The sequence below is a fragment of the Marivirga lumbricoides genome, from assembly GCF_014636295.1.
Classification (GTDB): domain Bacteria; phylum Bacteroidota; class Bacteroidia; order Cytophagales; family Cyclobacteriaceae; genus Marivirga; species Marivirga lumbricoides.
This window is the reverse complement of record NZ_BMEC01000006.1, coordinates 163,010-183,362: the sequence shown is the minus strand read 5'-3', so window position 1 is coordinate 183,362 and position 20,353 is coordinate 163,010. Positions and strand designations below refer to the sequence as shown.

The 20,353-nt window shown below is 36.9% G+C and carries 13 protein-coding genes; 10 read left to right on the top strand and 3 right to left on the bottom strand.

Features of this window, described 5'->3' with window-relative positions; all coding sequences use genetic code 11:
• Nucleotides 1-10 precede the first annotated feature (10 nt).
• On the top strand, nt 11-1,270 hold the full coding sequence (locus IEV85_RS10730) for a metallophosphoesterase (RefSeq protein WP_188463131.1): 1,260 nt from the start codon (nt 11-13) through the stop codon (nt 1,268-1,270).
• An 8-nt stretch (nt 1,271-1,278) separates the two neighbouring features.
• On the opposite strand, the gene IEV85_RS10725 is transcribed toward IEV85_RS10730, so the two are convergent.
• Both IEV85_RS10725 and IEV85_RS10720 read right to left on the bottom strand, forming a co-directional pair.
• Complete coding sequence (locus IEV85_RS10725) at nt 1,279-1,482, bottom strand: helix-turn-helix transcriptional regulator (RefSeq protein ID WP_188463129.1); 204 nt, start codon at nt 1,480-1,482, stop codon at nt 1,279-1,281.
• Nucleotide 1,483: 1 nt separating this feature from the next.
• The gene (locus IEV85_RS10720; RefSeq protein WP_188463127.1) at nt 1,484-1,888 is read right to left on the bottom strand and encodes a hypothetical protein; all 405 of its coding nucleotides are present in this window, start codon (nt 1,886-1,888) and stop codon (nt 1,484-1,486) included.
• 178 nt (nt 1,889-2,066) lie between these two features.
• Between IEV85_RS10720 and IEV85_RS10715 the strand changes: the two genes are divergently transcribed.
• Nucleotides 2,067-3,026: a mechanosensitive ion channel family protein gene (locus tag IEV85_RS10715; protein WP_188463125.1), complete on the top strand. Its 960-nt coding sequence runs from the start codon at nt 2,067-2,069 to the stop codon at nt 3,024-3,026.
• 11 nt (nt 3,027-3,037) lie between these two features.
• Here IEV85_RS10715 and IEV85_RS10710 read toward each other — a convergent pair whose 3' ends face one another.
• Nucleotides 3,038-5,938 carry a two-component regulator propeller domain-containing protein gene (locus IEV85_RS10710; RefSeq protein WP_188463123.1) on the bottom strand — a complete coding sequence of 967 codons (2,901 nt, stop codon included), beginning with the start codon at nt 5,936-5,938 and terminating at the stop codon, nt 3,038-3,040.
• 324 nt (nt 5,939-6,262) lie between these two features.
• Between IEV85_RS10710 and IEV85_RS10705 the strand changes: the two genes are divergently transcribed.
• The 8 genes from IEV85_RS10705 (at nt 6,263) to IEV85_RS10670 (ending at nt 20,348) form a co-directional block, all read left to right on the top strand.
• Nucleotides 6,263-9,343 (top strand): SusC/RagA family TonB-linked outer membrane protein, encoded by a 3,081-nt coding sequence (locus IEV85_RS10705; RefSeq protein ID WP_188463121.1) that lies wholly within the window; start codon nt 6,263-6,265, stop codon nt 9,341-9,343.
• Nucleotides 9,344-9,354: 11 nt separating this feature from the next.
• A complete protein-coding gene (locus tag IEV85_RS10700) occupies nt 9,355-10,845 on the top strand; it encodes a RagB/SusD family nutrient uptake outer membrane protein (RefSeq protein WP_188463119.1) in 1,491 nt (496 codons plus the stop codon).
• A gap of 12 nt (nt 10,846-10,857) precedes the next feature.
• The gene (locus tag IEV85_RS25155) at nt 10,858-12,966 is read left to right on the top strand and encodes a PKD domain-containing protein (RefSeq protein WP_345259585.1); all 2,109 of its coding nucleotides are present in this window, start codon (nt 10,858-10,860) and stop codon (nt 12,964-12,966) included.
• A 1-nt stretch (nt 12,967) separates the two neighbouring features.
• Nucleotides 12,968-14,074, top strand: a complete 1,107-nt coding sequence (locus tag IEV85_RS10690) for a family 16 glycosylhydrolase (protein ID WP_188463117.1) — start codon at nt 12,968-12,970, stop codon at nt 14,072-14,074.
• Nucleotides 14,075-14,096: 22 nt separating this feature from the next.
• Nucleotides 14,097-16,376 (top strand): beta-glucosidase BglX, encoded by a 2,280-nt coding sequence (bglX, locus tag IEV85_RS10685; RefSeq protein ID WP_229712563.1) that lies wholly within the window; start codon nt 14,097-14,099, stop codon nt 16,374-16,376.
• Nucleotides 16,373-17,197, top strand: a complete 825-nt coding sequence (locus IEV85_RS10680) for a glycoside hydrolase family 16 protein (protein WP_188463115.1) — start codon at nt 16,373-16,375, stop codon at nt 17,195-17,197. Before bglX ends, IEV85_RS10680 begins: the two co-directional genes overlap by 4 nt.
• 68 nt (nt 17,198-17,265) lie before the next feature.
• Nucleotides 17,266-18,729 (top strand): sugar porter family MFS transporter, encoded by a 1,464-nt coding sequence (locus IEV85_RS10675; protein WP_188463113.1) that lies wholly within the window; start codon nt 17,266-17,268, stop codon nt 18,727-18,729.
• Between the two features lie 371 nt (nt 18,730-19,100).
• Complete coding sequence (locus tag IEV85_RS10670; RefSeq protein WP_188463111.1) at nt 19,101-20,348, top strand: hypothetical protein; 1,248 nt, start codon at nt 19,101-19,103, stop codon at nt 20,346-20,348.
• Nucleotides 20,349-20,353 lie beyond the last annotated feature (5 nt).

Here is a 20,353-nt window from a genome sequence, read left to right as displayed (position 1 = left end):
ATACAACTTCATGTCGAAAATAATACTAATCCCCATTGTGGCAATAATATTTTTGCTGCTGGATTTCTACGCGTTTCAAGCAGTAAAAATCTCTTTACAAAATGCTGGCTCATTCTGGAGAAATCTTTCTTTCTATAGCTATTGGGGTTTCACAGCCATTACTTTAGTGGCTTTCTTTCTCTATCATTTTGGGAATCCTGATGCTTATTCAAGAGTTTTTAGAAGTTTTTTGCTGGTAATAGTTTTCATAAACTATTTTTCCAAGTTTTTTGCAGCTATTGTGCTTCTGTTAGGTGATTTATTTAGGTTAGGACAATATGCATTTCAGTTAATACAGGACAAAGTAAGTAATTCATCTCAGCCCATATCTACTGATAATAAAATACCGAGATCCGAATTTTTAGCCAAAACGGCTTTAGTAGCAGGAGGATTGCCTCTTGCTGCCATGAGTTTTGGTATTATTTCAGGAGCACATGACTATAGGATCAGAAGAAAAACCATAGTGCTACCTAATTTGCCTAAAGCCTGGGATGGTGTTAGAATGGCTCAGATTTCGGATATTCACAGTGGTAGTTTTTGGAATAAAATAGCAGTGGAAGGTGGCGTGGATATGCTAATGAAGGAAAAGCCCGATGTAGTTTTTTTTACTGGTGACCTGGTAAATAATGAAGCCTCTGAGGTGGAAAAATATATACCAATCTTTAGCAAAGTTAAGGCACCTTTGGGTGTCTACTCAACCCTTGGTAATCATGATTATGGTGATTATAAAAACTGGAGCAGCGCAAAAGCAAAACAACAGAACCTTAATAATTTAAAGGAAGCTCACAGAATTTTAGGTTGGGATTTAATGTTGGATGAAAATAAAATTTTCTATACTGATAAAGAGCCTTTAGCTATTATTGGTGTGGAGAATTGGGGTGCTGGAAGGTTTGCTAAATATGGTAATTTAGCTAAAGCTTACAGTGGTACTGAAGAGTTTCCTGCAAAAATCTTGTTATCTCATGATCCCAGCCATTGGGATGCACAGGTTAGAAAGGATTTTCCTGATATCGATCTCATGCTGGCCGGACATACGCACGGTTTTCAATTCGGAGTAGAAGTAGGTGATTTTAAATGGAGTCCTTCTCAATATGTTTACAAACAGTGGGCTGGTCTTTACACCAATAATCATCAGCACATTTATGTAAACAGAGGGTATGGCTATTTAGGTTATCCCGGTAGAATAGGGATGCCACCTGAAATAACAATAATTGAGTTAAAGCAGGCATAATACCTGCTTTATTCATCATCTTCTGTTAATTCAAAAATATCGTTTACGGTTGTGTTAAAGAAACGTGCTATCTTCAAAGATAAGACTGTAGATGGTACGTACTTATTTTTCTCAATTGAATTGATAGTCTGACGCGATACACCTATTTCTTTGGCTAAATCTTCCTGCGTAATGTTCTTTTTGGCTCTTTCCACCTTCATGGTATTTCTCATGCTATATTGAATTTTTCCACTTTAAGTAGCTATAAGTGGCATAAATATAAGTGTGTAAAAGCCAGATAGCGGCATATGCACTGAACCATTCAGTAAATGGAGTGAAGCTTTTGATGCTACTGATAATCATGATGGCTAAGGTTCCTGACATAAGGAAATATACACCCATCTGAAAAGCTTTTAATCGCATTGAATGGATCATTTCATCTTCCACCTCTTCTTTTAAAGAAATCAAAATACCAAACCCTAAAGCCCAGCATAAGTAGATGATTTCTGATACAGCTTCTTGAGGTATTGAGTAGGAAGCAATAAATGAAATTCCGAGAATAATAAAGGGTAAGGGAAACATTGTAAATGCTAGCCATTTCCATTTTCTTTCAAGCAAAGGGTAATTAAGTTTCGTCATTTAAGTAAAGTTTATTTATCATAAAGTAAAGTATGTTTTACTTAAATGTCAAGTTTATTTTACAATATTTAATTGTTAATACAATGAATTATTTCAACATGTGTACTGATTTGACAACTTTTTAATAATGAAGCGGTATAAAAAGGAGGGGTAAATTGAACAAGACTAATTTTTTAGAATGGAACAAGACTCGTTAAAACAATCAGTATCTAAACCTATCGCTCAGGTCACAAGTAAATTAGATGCATGGTGGACTACATTAATTGACATGGTGCCTAATATGTTGGTTGCTATTATTCTTTTTATAGTCTTTCTGGTAGTAGCTAAATTAGTTAAAAATTTATTCGTTAAAATTTTCCAAAAGTCCTCCAATAATATAGCTGTACAAGGCCTGTTTTCTAGTATTATATATTATGCTGTAGTTGGTATCGGACTTTTTATTATTCTTGATATTCTCAAATTAGATAAAGCCGTAACATCACTGTTAGCTGGGGTAGGTGTTATTGGATTGGCACTAGGATTTGCTTTTCAGGATATCGCGGCCAACTTTGTATCAGGTATTATTCTTGCTTTTCGTAAACCTTTCAGGATAGGTGATGTAGTATATATTCAGGATTTTATGGGTACTGTTACAAGAACAAATCTTAGGGTAACTGTAGTTAAAACCTGGCAGGGACAGGAGGTTTATATTCCCAACAAAGAAGTGCTTTCCAATCCTATAGTGAATTATACAATTTTAGGAGAAAGAAGAATAGATTTAACAGTAGGTGTTTCATATGGTGACGAGCTTGAAAAGGTTAAAAAGATAGTTGTTGATGCTATTAAAAGCCTTGAAGGAGTTATTCGTAAAGAAGATATGATCTTCACTTACAAGGAGTTTGGTGATAGCTCCATCAATTTTGATATAAAATTCTGGATAAAGTTCCCGGGTGACTATAGTTATTTGGATATGAGATCTGATGCGATCATGAAAGTCAAAGCAGCTTTTGATGAATCGGACATTACTATTCCTTTCCCTATCCGTACTCTGGATTTTGGAATTAAGGGAGGAGAAACACTTTCTGAAATGCAATTGAATACCAATGGAAGAAAAGAAAAGACTTCCTCAACAGACAATTCCGGCAAGGAAGCTCAATGATAAAATATCACTTAATACTTTAAAATAAACTCCTGAAGGTTTTCTGATCTGTCCAGGTTAAGTTTCTTTCGTAGCCTGTAACGGGCAATTTCAGCCCCCCTTACAGATATATTTAGTAAATGAGCAATTTCTTTGGTACTCAGGTTCATCCTCAAATAAGCACTCAATTTCATTTCCTGCGGACTCAAATTAGTGTAATTGCTTTTAAGCCTTTTAATGAAATCACCATGTACCTGGTCAAAGTGAATTGAAAAGTGTTCCCAATCATTATCAGAAGCAATATTCTTATCAATATTGTGTATAATCTTATTGATTTCGTGTTTTACCTCTTGATTCTTGCTTCTCTTTATAATGGTGTTCAAATTAGTTTTTACATGACTTATAAATCCATTTTTATTAATTAAATGCATTGTTGAAGTGGCTAATTCTTTGTTCTGAAGCTCTATTTTAGCTTTTAGCTTTTCATTTTTTAGCCTTTCAATTTCTTGCTCGGAGGACTTTAATTCTGTGTCCATTCGGGTTAATTCTTTCTCTTTTTCCTCAGTAAGAATTTCCGTTTTCTTTTTGTATCTGAATTCGAATGCATAGAAAGTTGTAGCTAACACTCCAAATAACAATATAAAGTAGATGGAGTAGGCTAGGGGAGTTCTGTACCAGGGAGGCAAAATCACAAAACTAAATGAAACAGGTTCACTTAGTTGGTTATATATGTTTTTAGCTTTTACATGAAAAGTATACTTACCTTCCTTTAGATTAGAGTATTCTTTTAGCATCCTATTGCTCCACTCACTATATCCAGGTTCTGCATTTTCAAGCCAGTATTGGTATTTTGTATCGTTTTGTCCTTCTACAAATGGTGCGCTGAATGAAAACTGTATAGCATTATTATTAAAAGAGACCTTAGGGATTTTTACTTTTGGCTGCTCAAATTTGATGGTATTGTCAATGATATAGCGCCCTCCAAGTGTTAGAGTATCTTCTGAGGAAGATAGTTTTACACTATTAATAATTGTTGAGAAATTATGATTAATTGTTTTAGGCATCTGGTTATTAAAATGAATAAATCCTTCTTTTGCAGCAAAAAGTACCTGGTTTGCTTCTAAAGTGATAAGATTTTGAAGGTCATCATTAAGTAGTAAATCCAATCTATTGAAAATATCTGTATGCTTTTCGTAGGTACTATTGGGTTGTTTTTCCAATACTCCAATTTCTTTCATGCTTGCATAAAATACGTTTCCAATCGGGTCTTCAGAAAGGCTCATTATTTGAGAATCTGGTCCTAACATTTCATTGAAAAAGTCATCCTTTATAAATCTATCGGTGGACTTATCGTATCGGTATACGCCTCTTTCAGTAGTAAATATCAGTCTGTTATTTACTCTCCATACATTGATAAGAACAGTAGAAGGCAAACCTGATTCAGTTCCATAATATTTATATTCAACTCCGGTTAAATTTTTATTTAACTGTATCTTATATACACCTTTGTATCCATGAGTCATCCAGATATCCCCATTTTGGTCTTCCTGCATCACCCGGGAAGATTCTTGAAAACCATCCAGTTTCCTAATAAACTTTAATCCCTTAACTGTTTTTTCAAAAAGAGCTAAGCCTTTATAATTTCCCTGAAGCACATAATTAGGCTGACCCCTAAGCTCAAGGAATGTCCAGGTACCTGCAATAGGAGCCAATAAGTTTGCTTTTCCGTGAGAAACTGCAAAAGCACCATTGTGATGTCCCATAATTATTTGCCCGTCAATATTTTCAATACTATAGACTTGTCCGGTGGAGTTCTCCACCAGCTGCAGTTCAGCTTCTCTTTTTTTTATATTCTTGAAATAAAGGCCATTATTAGTACCATAGTAAAGTGTATCATTTTTTAGTAGCGCATCATAACCTGTTCCTGGTAATTCTATCTGTTCGTTAGCATGTGTGAAAGGTAAATTCAGCTCAATCATAGATATACCATTATTATGACCCAACCAGAGGTTACCTTGTATATCCTCAAAAAGAGATAAAACCGTTCTATTCTCAATGCCTTTTCCATTAGTAAGATGCAGTTCTATATTTCCTTCAGTGTTCAAAATAAGCACTCCTTCATTTTGAGTTCCTATAGCGATTCTTCCATTATTGAGCCTTATAGCATGGTTAATAGCAGCTTTTTCTAAAAAATCGTTGTTTTCAGGAGACCACTCTTTGTATCCATTTGAAGTACTTATAAAAATGCCATCATTATATGTACTAATAAGTAATTGCTCATTAGCAACAGGTAGTATGCTGGTAACGGTTTTGTTCTTAAAGAAATCACCATTGCGAATAAGCTTCAAGCTGTCTGAGTCAAGTACACTAAGCCCTGTTTCATATTGATTTATATAGATTTTATGATTAACCATATGAAAACTCTCCGGATCATAGGCCGGGTCTATGGCCCTTACAAATTCATCCTGTTGATTGAATATAAAAATATCATCGAACGTACAAAAAACCAGTTGATCATTTTGTTGGTATATTCTCCATGTCTCATCAAAGTTCCGGATAGAATCTGGCAGCTTGTTAGCTAAAGAGATAAAATGTAAAATTCCATTTTCATCGGGGATGAAATAGCCAAAATCTCCCTGACCGGCAGCATAAATTCTTCCTTGTGAATTGATATAAACAAACCTACATTTTGTGCCTTTTTCCAGCGTATATCTCTCCCAGTTAGTGCCGTCAAATTCCAAAAGTCCAAAATTATTTGCTACATAAATGAGGCCTTCTGCACTTTGGGTGATTTTCCAATTCTGAATTCCTCCCACATAATCCTGGCTGGAGTAATATTTACTGAATGGCAGTCCCAAAGTTTTATATTGGGCTAAGCTTGCACTGAGCGAAAGGAGGCAGAAGACAATGGTTGAAAATAGTAGTTTAAACATGCTTTTTTATTAATAATATCTCAATTTAGTTCATTTTTTTTAATGATGTATTTTATCTAAGTAAATGTAGTGGTTTATCATTAATTAAAAAAGATTGATAATGTTGTTTAAATTGATCTAAAAGCACTTTTATTTAAGATGTGATGTATTTTTGAGTAGTGATATTTTTTTCATTGATGTATTATTGATGTATTTATTTTCTTTGCCAGGTCGCTATTTAAGCTTTCATTTGGTTAAAATATTATTGAACCAGGTTAAAATTATATCAAAATGCATGAAGAATTTTAGCCTTAAAAACACTTATTATTTAAAGTATAACATACTATGAAACACAAATTACTTATTCTTTTATTCCTGCTAAGTGGCTATCTGGCCCTTGGGCAGAATACAATTACAGGTAAGGTCACTGACCAGGCGTCAGGACAAGGCTTACCCGGTGTAAATATATTTAAAGTAGGCACATCGGAAGGTGCTGTAACAGACCTGGATGGTAATTTTAAAATTCAGGCAGGTGCTGATGATATTTTAAGGTTCAGCTTTATCGGTTACAAATCGAAAGAGATTCAGGTAAATGGTAGGTCTGTTATAGATGTCAACTTGGAAGAAGATGTTACTTCTTTAAGTGAAGTAGTAGTAGTAGGATATGGGACTACTACAAAGAAGGAGTTGACAGGTGCTATCTCAAATGTCAGCGGTGATGCTATTGAAGAAAGAAAAGTTCCCCGAATGGATCAGGCACTGCAAGGTGCTGTTTCAGGAGTTAACATTACAACTAACTCTGCATCCCCGGGTGGTTCTGCTAACATTAACATAAGAGGTATCTCGACCAATGGAGATAATAGTCCGCTTATAATAGTTGATGGTGTAATTTTCCCTGACGAAGGTTTGAATTCTTTAAATCCTAATGACATTGCTTCAATTGATATTATTAAGGATGCTACAGCGGGTATTTACGGTGTGCGTGCAGCAAATGGAGTGGTCATTATTGAAACTAAGAAAGGAAAATTAAATTCCAAGCCAACTATCCAATTTGATGGTTATTATGGTGTTCAGGAAACTTCAAGAAAGCTGGATCTTTTAAATGCAAGAGAATATGCGATACTTAAGAATGAAGCTTTTGCAGCTAATAATCAGGCTGTTCCTTTTGCCAACACTGAGTTAGGTGAAGGTACCGATTGGCAGGATCAGGTTTTTCAACAGGCGCCTATGCAAAGTTATAATTTAAGTGTTTCTGGTGGTTCTGAAAAGACTTCCTACAATGTGGGAGGTTCATATTTCGGACAGCAAGGTATAGTAGGTGATGACAAAGCTAACTTTGAGAGGTATAATGCAAGATTAAATTTTGTTACTGAGGTTTTCCCTAAAGTGAAGTTGACTAATACTTTACTATACTCACAAGAGCGTTCCAGTGGTATATCTGAAGGCGTGATTGGCTCTGTGCTATTTAATGCTGTAAATGCCTATCCTACTGAACCCGTTCGCGTAGATGGCAGGTTTTCATATCTTAATAATGTTTCTGACATTATTAATCCGGTAGCTCAAATACAAAATACCTTTAATGACGCTGAAACGAATAAAATAGTGGGTAAGCAAGAATTAACTTATACCATTAATGATAACTTTGAAGCTTCTGCTCGAATAGGTTACAATTATGCAATCGTTGACGTTAAAGTGTTTAATCCATTAGTTTGGTATGGGCCTGGTAAATTTGCGAATTCAGCACTCAACGAAAATTTGGATCCTAGAATTATTAATATTGGAGAACTTGAAGTTGAGCAGGGAGCAAGCGTTTTTGAATCTAGGGAGTCATACTTCAATTATTTGGCTGAAGGGTTTGTGAATTATAAGAATACGTTTGGCGATGTACATAATGTAAAAGGAACAGTTGGATTTTCATTTACTGAAGAATCGTCAAGGATTTTAAATGGAACTGGATTTAATATTCCTAATAATTCACTTGATTTAGCGGATATTTCTGCTAATAAAGCTGTTGGAGGTTACCTGAATAATGTTGGATCTAGTCAAGGGTTAGATAGATTGAATTCAGTTTTCCTGAGAGCAGAATATGATTACAGCAAGAGGTATCTTATTTCAGGTATCATCAGAAGAGATGGGTCAACAAAATTCGGTCCAAATAACAGATTCGGTTATTTCGGATCAGTTTCCGGTGCCTGGGTTATTTCTGATGAAGAATTTTTTAATATTTCAGCCGTAGATTTTGCCAAATTGAGAGTAAGTTTTGGAGTGGTTGGCAATGATCAAATATCAAGTTATGCGTATAGAGCAAATTTAGGTGGTGAAGCTACTTACGTATTTAACGATGCTCTTTTACAAGGTGCAGCTATAGGAAGAGCTGCCAATCCGGATTTAAAATGGGAGGAAACGAGACAAACCAATATCGGTTTAGATTTAAGCTTGTTCAATAATTTTGATTTTGGTATAAATTACTTTCTTAAGGACACAAAAGATTTACTTTTTGCCCCTGACGTAAGTGCTGTTTTAGGAACTTACGGAGCAGGCGGTTTAGCTCCCATTGTGAATAATGGTGATGTGAGGAATCAAGGGGTAGAATTTGATTTAAACTATAGAGCTACTCTAGGAAAAGATGTGAATTTAACTTTAGGATACAATTTCACTTATTTGCAAAATGAAGTTACAAGAACTGCAGAAGGTATTGATTTTATTCCTGGTGCGGGTTTCAGTGTCGGAGGTGGTATCGCTACCAGATTTGAAGAAGGTTTTCCTATTGGGTATTTTAATGGCTACAAGACCAATGGCATTTGGCAGACTGCAGAAGAAATTGCTTCGAGCGATGTAGTACAGCCTGGCGCTCAACCTGGAGACTTACGATTTGTGGACGTAAATGGTGATGGTGAAATTAATTTTAGTAACAACTCAGATAAAACTCAAATTGGATCACCAATTCCCGATTTTACTATGGGCTTTAATTTTAGTTTAAGTGCTTATGGCTTTGATTTGTCTGGAAACATATATGCAGCGCTAGGACAAGAAATTGTAAGAAACTATGAAAGACAAAGTCCTTTTGCAAATCAAATGGCTTATAACCTTAACAGATGGACAGGACCGGGCTCAACCAATGAATACCCGAGATTAACTACAGAAGGTACACAAAATACTCAATTTTCAGATTTTTATGTAGAAGATGGAAGCTATGTGCGTTTAAACAATGTACAAATTGGCTACACCCTGCCTGTTAAGTGGAGTGAAACAATAAAATCTTCAAAAGTGAGATTTTATATCGCAGCTAATAATGCTGTAACCCTTACCAGATACATGGGATACACCCCTGATGTTGGCTCCAGCGGAGTTTTAGGAAATGGGGTAGACTTAGGAAGATACCCGGTTGCAAAAATATTAATGGGTGGAATTAATCTACAATTTTAAATAGAATAATAATGAAAAAAATAAAATATATCTGTTTGTTAGTCTTTACTATCAGTTTTGCAGCATGCGATGATAGACTAGAAATTGACCCTCCTTTTGCTGAAGATGCTGAAAGCTTTTTTAATACGCAAGAAGATTATGAAAGAGCGTTGATTGGAGCTTATGACTTACTACAAACTTCTTATTTAAATAATTGGATAGGAGAGATAGCCTCAGATAATGCGATTGCCGGTGGTGAGAGTGTAAATGATTCACGTGGATTGCACCAAATTGACGAAATGACTCATGGAGGAGTAAATGACGAGCTAAGAAATGTTCTAAGGTTTAATTATGCTGGAATCACCAGAGTGAATTACATGTTTGAATTTCGTGATAAAATCGATTTTGAAGGTAAAGATGTGTTGTACGCAGAAGCAGCATTTTTACGTGCCTATTATTACTTTCAGTTAGTTAAGTATTTTGGAGACATTCCTTTAATTGTTGATAGAAGGCTGGGCATTGAAGAAGCTGTTTCAATTGATAGAACACCCAAAGAACAAGTTTATGCTCAGATTGAAGCTGATTTACAAGTCGCTTCTGAAGTGTTGGAATGGACTAATTCAGTTAAAGGGAGGATTACAAAAGGTGCAGCATTAGCTTTATTAGGTAAAGTTTATTTGTATCAGGATAAGTTTACAGAAGCAGCTACCACTTTAGACAGAGTGATAAATGAAGGTCCTTACAGTACAATAACAACTACTACGAGTGAAGAATATACTGCTTTGTTTAGCGTAGAACAAGAAGGTAATTTAGAATCAGTTTTTGAAATACAGTATACTGGTGTAGAAGGTGGTAGCTATGGATGTTTAGTTTGTCTGGAAGGTAATGCTGCATTAGGATTTCAGGGCATTAGACAATATGAAGGGCCAATTTATGGTGATGGTAATAGTTATAATTTGCCAACAGAGGATTTATACAATGCTTTTGATCCCTCAGATATTAGAAGAGATGGTACCGTGCTTGATATAGAGGCTTTTATTGCTGAACAAGAGAATCCAGCGGACATTAAGTATGTAATTGGAGGGGGTGGCCATACCGGATATTATAATAATAAATACATTAAAAGATTAGATGAATTAGGTGCTGGAGATAACGATTTGACAAGCCCTGTCAATTATAGAGTAATACGTTATCCAGATGTATTACTGATGGCTGCTGAAGCCCATAATAGAAAACCTTCAGCAAATGATGGATTGGCTCAAGATTATCTAAATCAAGTGAGAAATCGAGTAGGCTTATCAGCTATAAATGTAACTGGACAGGCACTTACTGAAGCAATTTGGGAAGAGAGAAGGTTTGAACTTTCTGGTGAAGGTCATCGGTTTTTTGATCTTGTTAGAACAGGACAGGCTTCAGAAAGTATTGAGGGTTTTCAAGTAGGGAAAAATGAATTGTTTCCTATTCCACAAATTGAAATCGATCTAGTAGGTGGTACCTGGGAGCAAAATCCAAATTATAATTAAAAATCTGTAGTCATGAAAAAATATATATTATACTTATTTGCAATAGTAGCAGTATCTGTTTGGAGTTGCTCTGAGGAATTTGAGATAAAAGAGGCTCCACAGCCTCAGGAAGCTGAGTATTCAATTACGGAGTCATCTAAAGGTGAAAATTATCTTAATTTCTCAAACAATTCAACTGGATTTATTAAGAAATGGGATTTTGGAAATGGAGCTACAGCCGAAGGAGATCAGGTAGAGGGTTATTTTCCTTTCGCTGGTGATTATGAGGTAACTCTTACAGTTTTCTCCAGTGGCGGTTCGGTTTCATCATCTGAGACAATTACCATTGAAGAAACAGACCCTACTATTTGTGAGGTTGAATTCCTGGAACTTCTTACTGGTGGTTGTGACCAGCCAGAGGGCAAAACATGGGTAATAGATGCAGAAAGGTCAGGACATCTAGGTGTTGGACCTGCATCATCCTTTGGACCTGATTATTATGCAGCACAGGCTAACGAAAAAGCAGGTGCAGGATTATATAATGATGAATATACTTTCGTTTTGAACCAATATCAATATAAGCAAAATACTAATGGAGATGTATATTTAAATCCGGCACAAGAAGGGAAATTTCCTGGCGCTTATGAACCAGAGGCAGGAGACAGGACAGCACCTTATGAAGCAGCAGAAAATATCAATTTCTCTTTTCAAGAGGACGATGAAGGTTATATTGTACTTAGCTTTAATAATAATGGGTTTATTGGCTATAACACCGGGGTTAACAAATATCAGGTTTTATCTATTTCTGAAAATGAAATGTTCATCAGGTTTAATGATGCAGCTTCCCCAGATTTGAAATGGTATCATAGATTGATTAGAAAAGGATATGCTCCAGTTGCAGCTAGCTATACTACTACTATTAATGGCTTGTCAGTGCAATTTAAAAGCACTTCATTAAATGCTAAATCTTATAGTTGGGATTTTGGGGATGGAGCTACCAGTTCTGAGGAAAACCCTACACATACTTATATGGCAGAAGGAACATATAATGTAACTCTTAATGTGACTGCTCCTGGTGAATCAGCTTCAGTTTCTCAGGATATAACAGTAAGTTCAATACCAAAATTATTCCCATTTACATTTGAAGAGAATGATACACAATTTGGTGCTTTTGGAGGAACTGTATTTAATGTTATTGATAACCCAGATGTGAGTGGAGTAAATCAATCCTCAAGAGTTGGAGAATATGTTAAAGGGTTTGAAGGAAACTGGGCTGGTATAGAAATTACTCTTGACGAATTTATAGAGTTTTCTTCCAATACTGTTTTAGGTTTTAAAGCATGGTCACCAGTAACAGGTAGAGCATTATTTAAATTAGAATCTGCTGATGGAACAGCTACTCCGGTGGAAGTATTTTCGGATATAACTACTGTAAATGGATGGACTCAATTAAACTTCGACTTTACAGGAACTCCATCGGGTACTTATAATAAGATAGCTCTGTTTATGGATTTTGATAATAATGCTGGAGGTACCTTCTATGTTGATGACATAGGTTTTGCGACAGAAGAGACAACTGTATTGACACAGGAATTATTAACAGGAGGTAATACTAAATCTTGGGTTTTGAGGCCAGCGGCTGGTTCATTTGGTGTGGGGGATTCTAAAGGAAGCGACAACTACTTCCCTCAGGGTGCAGATATTTCTGGTGACCGTCCTTGTTTGTTTAATGATGAGTTTATCTTTAAAACAGGAGGGCAATACGAGTATAAAACCAATGGTGATATATTTGCAGAGTCTTATATGGCAGGTGTTGTCCCAGAAAATACTCCAAGTTGTGAATCAGATGATATACTAAATGGTACTGATGCTGAAGCGTGGGGTTCAGGGGTTCATTCTTTCTCTTTAACACCTGCTACTGAAACTACACCAGCTTATATTACAGTAAGAGGTACAGGTGCATTCATAGCTCTTCCTAAAGCCTATAATGGAGATGAATATGATACAGCGCCACCAGATATGGATGCAGCAGTTACTTATGAAGTGTTAGACTATTTTAAAAATGCTTCTGGTGAGGAACTAACCTTAACAATTGATGTTGGTGGTGCATTCTGGAATTTTGTCTTGATCCCAAATCAATAATATGAAAATTAGATTTTTAATACCTTTATTTAGTTTAATGGGTATCTTCCTCACATCTTGTGGGGAGGATACTCCTTCTGCTGAGGTTATTTTACCCTCAAATCTAGTTGTTTCAGTAGTGAAATCTGAAAGTAATCCTGCTGAAATAACACTAACGGCCAGCGCTGAAAGAGTAAACTTCTACACTTTTAATTTTGGAGATAGTGAAGAGTTTATTCAACAGAATTCTGGTCAAATCAAATATGTTTATTCAGATGCTGGCGACTATCAAATAACAGCGAGGGCACATACTACTCAGAATGACTTCATAAGTACAACTGAACAAGTACAGATCAATTTAGTGGATAATGAACCTGATGATGGCTATACTACCCCACTGCAATATGAAGGTTATGACTTAGTATGGCAGGATGAATTTGAAGGAAGCCAATTATCTTCTGATTGGACCCCGGAAATTGGCACAGGTGGTAATGGTTGGGGCAATAATGAACTTCAGTATTATAGAGCAGAAAATACCACGGTAGGTGGTGGTTATTTAACCATAGAAGCCAAAGAAGAATCTTTTAGTGGTAGCAATTATACCTCTTCTCGTCTAATCACTAAGGATAAACAAGATTTTCAATATGGAAGGATCGATATTAGGGCTATTTTGCCATTCGGACAAGGTGTTTGGCCAGCATTATGGATGCTGGGAGCTAATTTTGACGAGGTAGGATGGCCAAGGTCAGGTGAGATAGATATAATGGAGAAAATAGGAGGCGGAATAAAAGAAAGCCAGGTTTTTGGTACTTTGCATTGGGACAATAATGGTCAATATGCCTGTACTTGTGGAGAGGGATCTCCTTACCAATTATCTTCAGGTACTTTTGCAGATGAATTTCATGTTTTTAGCTTACTGTGGGATGAAGAGAAAATTCAATGGTTGGTGGATGATAATGTGTATCATACAATTGATATTTCACCACAAGGTTTAGATGAATTTCGAAAACCATTCTTCTTCATATTTAATGTTGCTGTGGGTGGTAACCTGCCAGGTAGCCCTGATGCAACAACTCAATTCCCTCAAAAAATGATAGTAGACTACGTACGAGTATTTCAGGAAAATTAATTCTCATCAATAAATCAATCTAGTGAAAATTAAAATCTTATTTCTTTCCCTGCTGACTGCATTTTCTTGTAGTCAGCAAGAGGAGAGTAAAAATAATATTAACTCTAAAGACAGAGTGACTCAAAAAGTAGACTCAGTTCTTTCTTTAATGACGCTTGAAGAAAAAATAGGCCAGATCAACCAATATGCCATTGGTGAAGAAATGACCGGTCCGAGTGAAAAAGGAGAGCAAGCCGAAAAGAGGTATCAACAGATTTTAAGTGGTAAAGTAGGTTCCGTACTTAATTTATTAGGTGCAGAAAATACCATGAAGCTCCAAAAGCTGGTAATGGAGAATTCCCGACTAAAAATACCTTTGATTTTTTCTTATGATGTTATACATGGTTATAAAACTATTTTTCCTGTTCCATTAGCAGAAAGTGCTTCCTGGAATCTGGATTTAATGAAGAAAACAGCATCTGTTGCAGCACAGGAAGCAGCTGCTTCAGGGCTGCACTGGACTTTCGCACCCATGATAGATGTATCCCGCGATGCAAGATGGGGACGTGTAATGGAAGGTGCCGGAGAAGATCCTTATCTGGGAGCTGAAATTGCTAAAGCCAGAATTTTAGGTTTTCAAGGCAATGACTTGTCTGATCCTTTCACTATTGCTGCGACAGCCAAGCACTTTGCCGGTTATGGCTTTGTGGAAAGCGGGAAGGATTACAATAGCATGAATTTGAACAGGGAAGTGCTTCTTAATCAAATTATACCACCATTTAAAGCAGCCGAAGAAGTTGGGGTTGCATCATTCATGAACTCATTTAACGATGTGGATGGCATTCCGGCCTCTGCAAGTGAGTACCTTTTAAGGGATATCCTGAAAGGACAATGGGAGTTTGATGGGGTAGTAGTTTCAGATTGGAATTCTATCGGTGAAATTGTCAATCATGGCACTGCTGCTAATCTTAAAGAAGCATCAGCACAGGCCATTAATGCAGGTTCGGATATTGATATGGAGGCTGAAGCTTATATTACTCATTTAGCTACACTGGTGGAAGAAGGTAAAGTGGAAGAAGAAACAATCAATGATGCAGTAAGAAGAGTTTTGAAACTGAAGTTTGAATTAGGACTGTTTGATAATCCCTACAAGTATAGCGACTTAACGAGAGAAAAAGAAACTATTCAAAAGCCGGAGTTTACTGAAGTAGCAAGAGAAATAGCCAGAGAATCAATTGTTTTATTAAAAAATGAGAAGGACTTACTTCCCTTGAAATCAAATCAAAAAATTGCTGTTATCGGGCCATTGGCTAAGGACAAAGACAGCCCCCTGGGTAATTGGAGGGCTCAGGCCAAAGCAGGTTCAGCAATTTCATTATATGAAGGGTTGGAAGAAGCCTTTGGTACAGAAAATTTGATATATGCGGAAGGAGTAAAGCTATCAATAGGGCCTAACACTTTCCATCAGAAAACTGAAATTGAGGAAAAAGATAAATCCGGTTTTGAAGAGGCTAAAAAAATAGCACAAAAAGCTGATGTGGTAATCATGGCTTTGGGGGAAACGGCTTATATGTCAGGTGAAGGAAGAAGCAGGTCGGAAATCGGTCTCCCGGGGCTTCAACTGGAACTTTTAGAAGAAATTAAGGAAGTGAATTCCAACATTGTTTTAGTACTGATGAATGGAAGGCCGCTTACCCTAAGCTGGGAAGCAGAGAATATTCCGGCTATTCTGGAAACATGGCATTTAGGTGCAGAAGCTGGCAATGCGATAGCTGATGTATTGAAGGGCGATTATAATCCCTCAGGTAAATTAACGATGTCCTTTCCGAGAAGGGTAGGTCAGTTGCCAATTTACTATAATCATAAGGTTACAGGCAGGCCAGACTCAGGTCCGGGCATGGTATTTTACACGCATCATAATGATGTGGATAGCACACCATTATTTCCATTCGGCTTCGGGTTAAGCTACTCTAATTTTGAATATGGTGAAATACAATTGAGTAGCAATACATTAGAGGCAGATGGTAGTATAACAGCATCTGTTGAGATAACAAATTCCGGTAAAGTTTCCGGGGAAGAGATTGTGCAGCTTTACATTCAAGATGAAGTAGGGAGTGTAACAAGGCCTGTAAAGGAATTGAAAGGTTTTGCAAAAGAAAAGCTTGCCCCGAATGAATCAAAAACTTTTACATTTACTATTACCCCTGAAATGCTTTCCTTCTATCGGAAAGACAATACATTCGGCACCGAGCCAGGAACATTTAAAATTTATATAGCACCTAATTCTGCTACAGAAGAGTACAAAAAAATAACTTTGCAATGATAAGATCAAACCTAATATTCAGCCTCGCTTTACTTATACTTTTTTCATGTAACTCACCATCAGAAAGTGACGAAAATTTACTGTGGTCAGATGAATTCAATTCAGCAGGCTCAATTGATACTGAAAAGTGGAATTTTCAAATAGGGGATGGATGTCCTGGAAACTGTGGCTTTGGAAACAATGAAAAGCAATTTTATACTGATAGTACCAAGAATATCCGGGTGGAAGATGGGATTCTAATTATTGAAGCACATCAACCTACTGATTCAGGTAGGTATACTTCTGCAAAAATCACCACTAAGAACAAAGGCGACTGGAAGTCAGGCTATATTGAAGTAAGTGCTATGCTTCCGGAAGGAAGGGGTACATGGCCAGCTATTTGGATGCTCCCGACCAAGGATAAGGACTTTAAATGGCCGGCTGATGGTGAAATTGACATTATGGAGCATGTTGGCTACAATCAGGGGCAGATCTACGGAACTATACATACAGAAGATTACAACCATATTAAAGGTACACAAAAGAGTGACAGCCTGTTTGTGGAGGATGCCAGCAAGAATTTTCATGTATATGCCATTAACTGGACTGAGGATAAAATTGATTGGTTTATAGATGATGAATTATATCATACAGTAGAGAAAAACGGAGAAGGTAAATCCGGTTGGCCTTTCATCACTCCATTTCATTTAATTATTAATTTAGCAGTAGGAGGAAATTGGGGAGGAAAATATGGAATTGACCCTAACATTTGGCCTCAGAAATTAAAAGTGGATTACGTAAGAGTATATAAAACTAAACCACTCAAGGAAAAAAAGCTTTAAATCTATAATAGGCTTTAGTTTATCAATTAAAATCCCTTAAATTGCCCAATAAAATGAATTAAACTTATATGAACACGAAAGAGAATACAACAGAAATTAATAAGGAAGAGTATAATTTGCCGAAGGTTATATTTTTAGCTTTTGTAGCTGCTATAGGAGGATTTTTATTTGGATTTGATAGTGGGGTTATTAACGGTACAGTAGATGCCCTTCAATTATCTTTTAATTCCGATGCAGCAACTACAGGTTTTAATGTGGCCTCTGTTCTGTTAGGGTGTGCTGTTGGTGCATTTTTCGCTGGTACTTTAGCTGATAAATATGGCAGAAAGCCAATGATGGTGGTAACTGCATTGTTGTTTATTGTTAGTGCAGTAGGTTCTGGTTTAGCAACTGGTTCAGTTGAGTTTGTTATTTATAGATTGTTAGGAGGCTTTGCTGTAGGAGCAGCCAGTATTTTGGCTCCTGCTTATATTAGTGAAATAGCTCCTTCTAAAATAAGAGGCCGCCTCGCCACATTACAACAATTGATGATTGTGATTGGCCTTTTTGCAGCCTTTTTGAGTAACTATTGGTTAGTGGGGCTGTCCGGAAGTGCTTCTGATATTTTATGGGGTGGTTTTCAGACCTGGCAATGGATGTTTTGGATAGAAGTAGTGCCGGCATCTATATTTTTAATAGTGCTCTTTTTTATTCCTGAATCACCTCGTTACCTTGTAGTTGCTGGTAAAGCTAATCTGGCTGAAAAGGTGCTTGCTACAATATCTAACGCTAAGGCGGCTGCAGAAAAAGTACTGGATATCAAGTCTACTGTAAGAGAAGGCAGTAAACCTAAATTGAAAGATGTAATCAGTAAGTATACAGGGAAAATTCACCCTTTGGTTTGGGCTGGTTTAGGTTTAGCAGTTTTACAGCAACTTACTGGGATTAACGTAATTTTCTATTATGGAGCCACTCTTTGGAAAGCAGCTGGTTTTACTGAAGCTGATGCTTTATTAACCAATGTAATTGGAGGTACAGTTAATATCTTTTTTACAGTTGTTTCTATTATTTTAGTAGACAGATTAGGTAGAAAGCCATTATTATTAATAGGCTCATTAGGTCAGGCAGTGATGCTAGCAATTTTGGCTTACATTTTCAGCACTGCTTCATTAGATGCAAGTGGAAACCTGGTTCTTTCTGATTCTGTAGGTACTTATGCTTTAATAGTAGCAAATGCTTATATTGCGTTTTTTGCATTATCATGGGGACCTGTTATGTGGGTAATGCTAGGGGAGATGTTCCCTAACCAGTTCCGAGGCGCGGCTTTAGCACTTTGTGGCTTGGCACAATGGGTGGCTAATTTTGCAATCACTATGACGTTCCCAATCATGTTGATCAATATTGGCTTAGGTGTTTCTTACGGGGTGTATGCATTCTTTGGAGTAGTTGCCTACTTCTTTGTTAAGTACTTCATTAAAGAAACTAAAGGCAGATCTTTGGAAGATATGTCCAGAGAACAAGATGCTCAAGATAAAAGTGCAAGTGTAGTATAGGTAAGAATGTACTATCGCTTTGTTAATTCCTGTTGATAATGTAACGCTATTTCAGGACTAGACATACCTTGTAATGAAAAAGGCTGCTGTTAGGCGGCCTTTTTCTTTAGTAATTATTCAAACAAAAATACGCCACTCGTATTCATAGACTAGTAGACTAGAGGCTATTATGACTCCTTATGGACGGTATTATTTCTACAAGTTGGGTGGAGAAGTCTGCTGAAAATACAATTTATCAATCACACTAATTTTTCCGGGCGCATGTAATATTTTTCAATTTCCTATAATATTTAAGGTGAATTATTTGGAACATCTAAGAAAATATTGCTATGTTTAAATAAAAATTTAGAGATTACGATAAATAGGAGAGAATGTTTCAACCTAATAGGTTTCTTTATCTTCCATCCTTCGCTTTAAAGCATCTTCTTATAAGTCTTGTAATGTTTTGGCTGATTCAGCCTCTGCATGCGCAGGTTTCTGCTGAAAAGTCCGATCCCCTCTTTCATTCTGTAGATAGCCTTTCCGGAAAAATTGAGAAGCCCGGTCAGCCCATAGATACTTCCCTTCATTCAGTAAGTGACTCGATCAACAAAAATATTTCTGTAGTCACTGATTCACTTTCTTTCCCGGATGATAGCTCTTTCGGTAAAATCCAAAAGTTAATTCCAATTGAAGCCCAGAATCTTCCGAAATTAAAAGGCGTCTCTCTCCCCACAGAAAGTGTTGAGAAGCTGCAACTACCTGCTGAAAATATTCATTTGCCTTCTGCAGCAGGTACCTTAAAAGGCCAGCTCCCTGAAAAACCATTGATAGCTACTCCCTTAAAAGAAGCTAAGCAGGTAAAAGCGCAATTGGATAGCGGCAACTATGAAGCATTGGAAAAAAAATCCGAAGCTTTGCTGGTGGAGCATGTGGATGAATTTAAAGAACTCAATGCTTTACAAGCTGAAGGAGGTTTAGCTTCAGGTTTAGGAGCCAGTAAGCCCGTGGAATGGGATCCTTCCAAAGTGGCAGCCTCGCAGCAAATAGCAGAAAAGTTAGGCGGGCATGCTGATAAGATCCAATCGGCATTGAAGAGCATGGAGGGTATGAAACAAAAGTACAGCAAAGTAAACCTGATGAACCCGAACGGGCCTGTGCTGACAGAGTTGGATAAAAGGCCTGTAGATCGCTGGCAATTTGGCTTGGGGCTGGAAGCCAAATGGATGAACGGGCTGCTTCTCAAATCCGCTCCACTAGTGGCTTATAAATTCACGAATAAATGGTCGGCTGGATTAAGCGGCACAGCAGATATTTTAGTGTACCACAAAGATTCACTAGCCGCAAAATTCAACAGAGAAATTTCTTACAGAGTGTTCAGCCAGTACAAGTTTTACAAAAACATTTTTGCCCATGTGGAATTTGAGCAGCCTTATGCTACCAAAAGCGAGGAGATGAGAGAAAACTGGTATGACTTCAACCCGCTACAGCCCAAAGGCTGGCTGGGTTTGGGAATAGAATACAAAATATACAAAAAGCTGAAAGGCCAGACACAGGTATTGTATAATATAGTTCCCCCGGATTATACAAAACCCTCAAAAACCAGGTGGGGGGTAAGGATTAATTTGATAATATATTAAATATT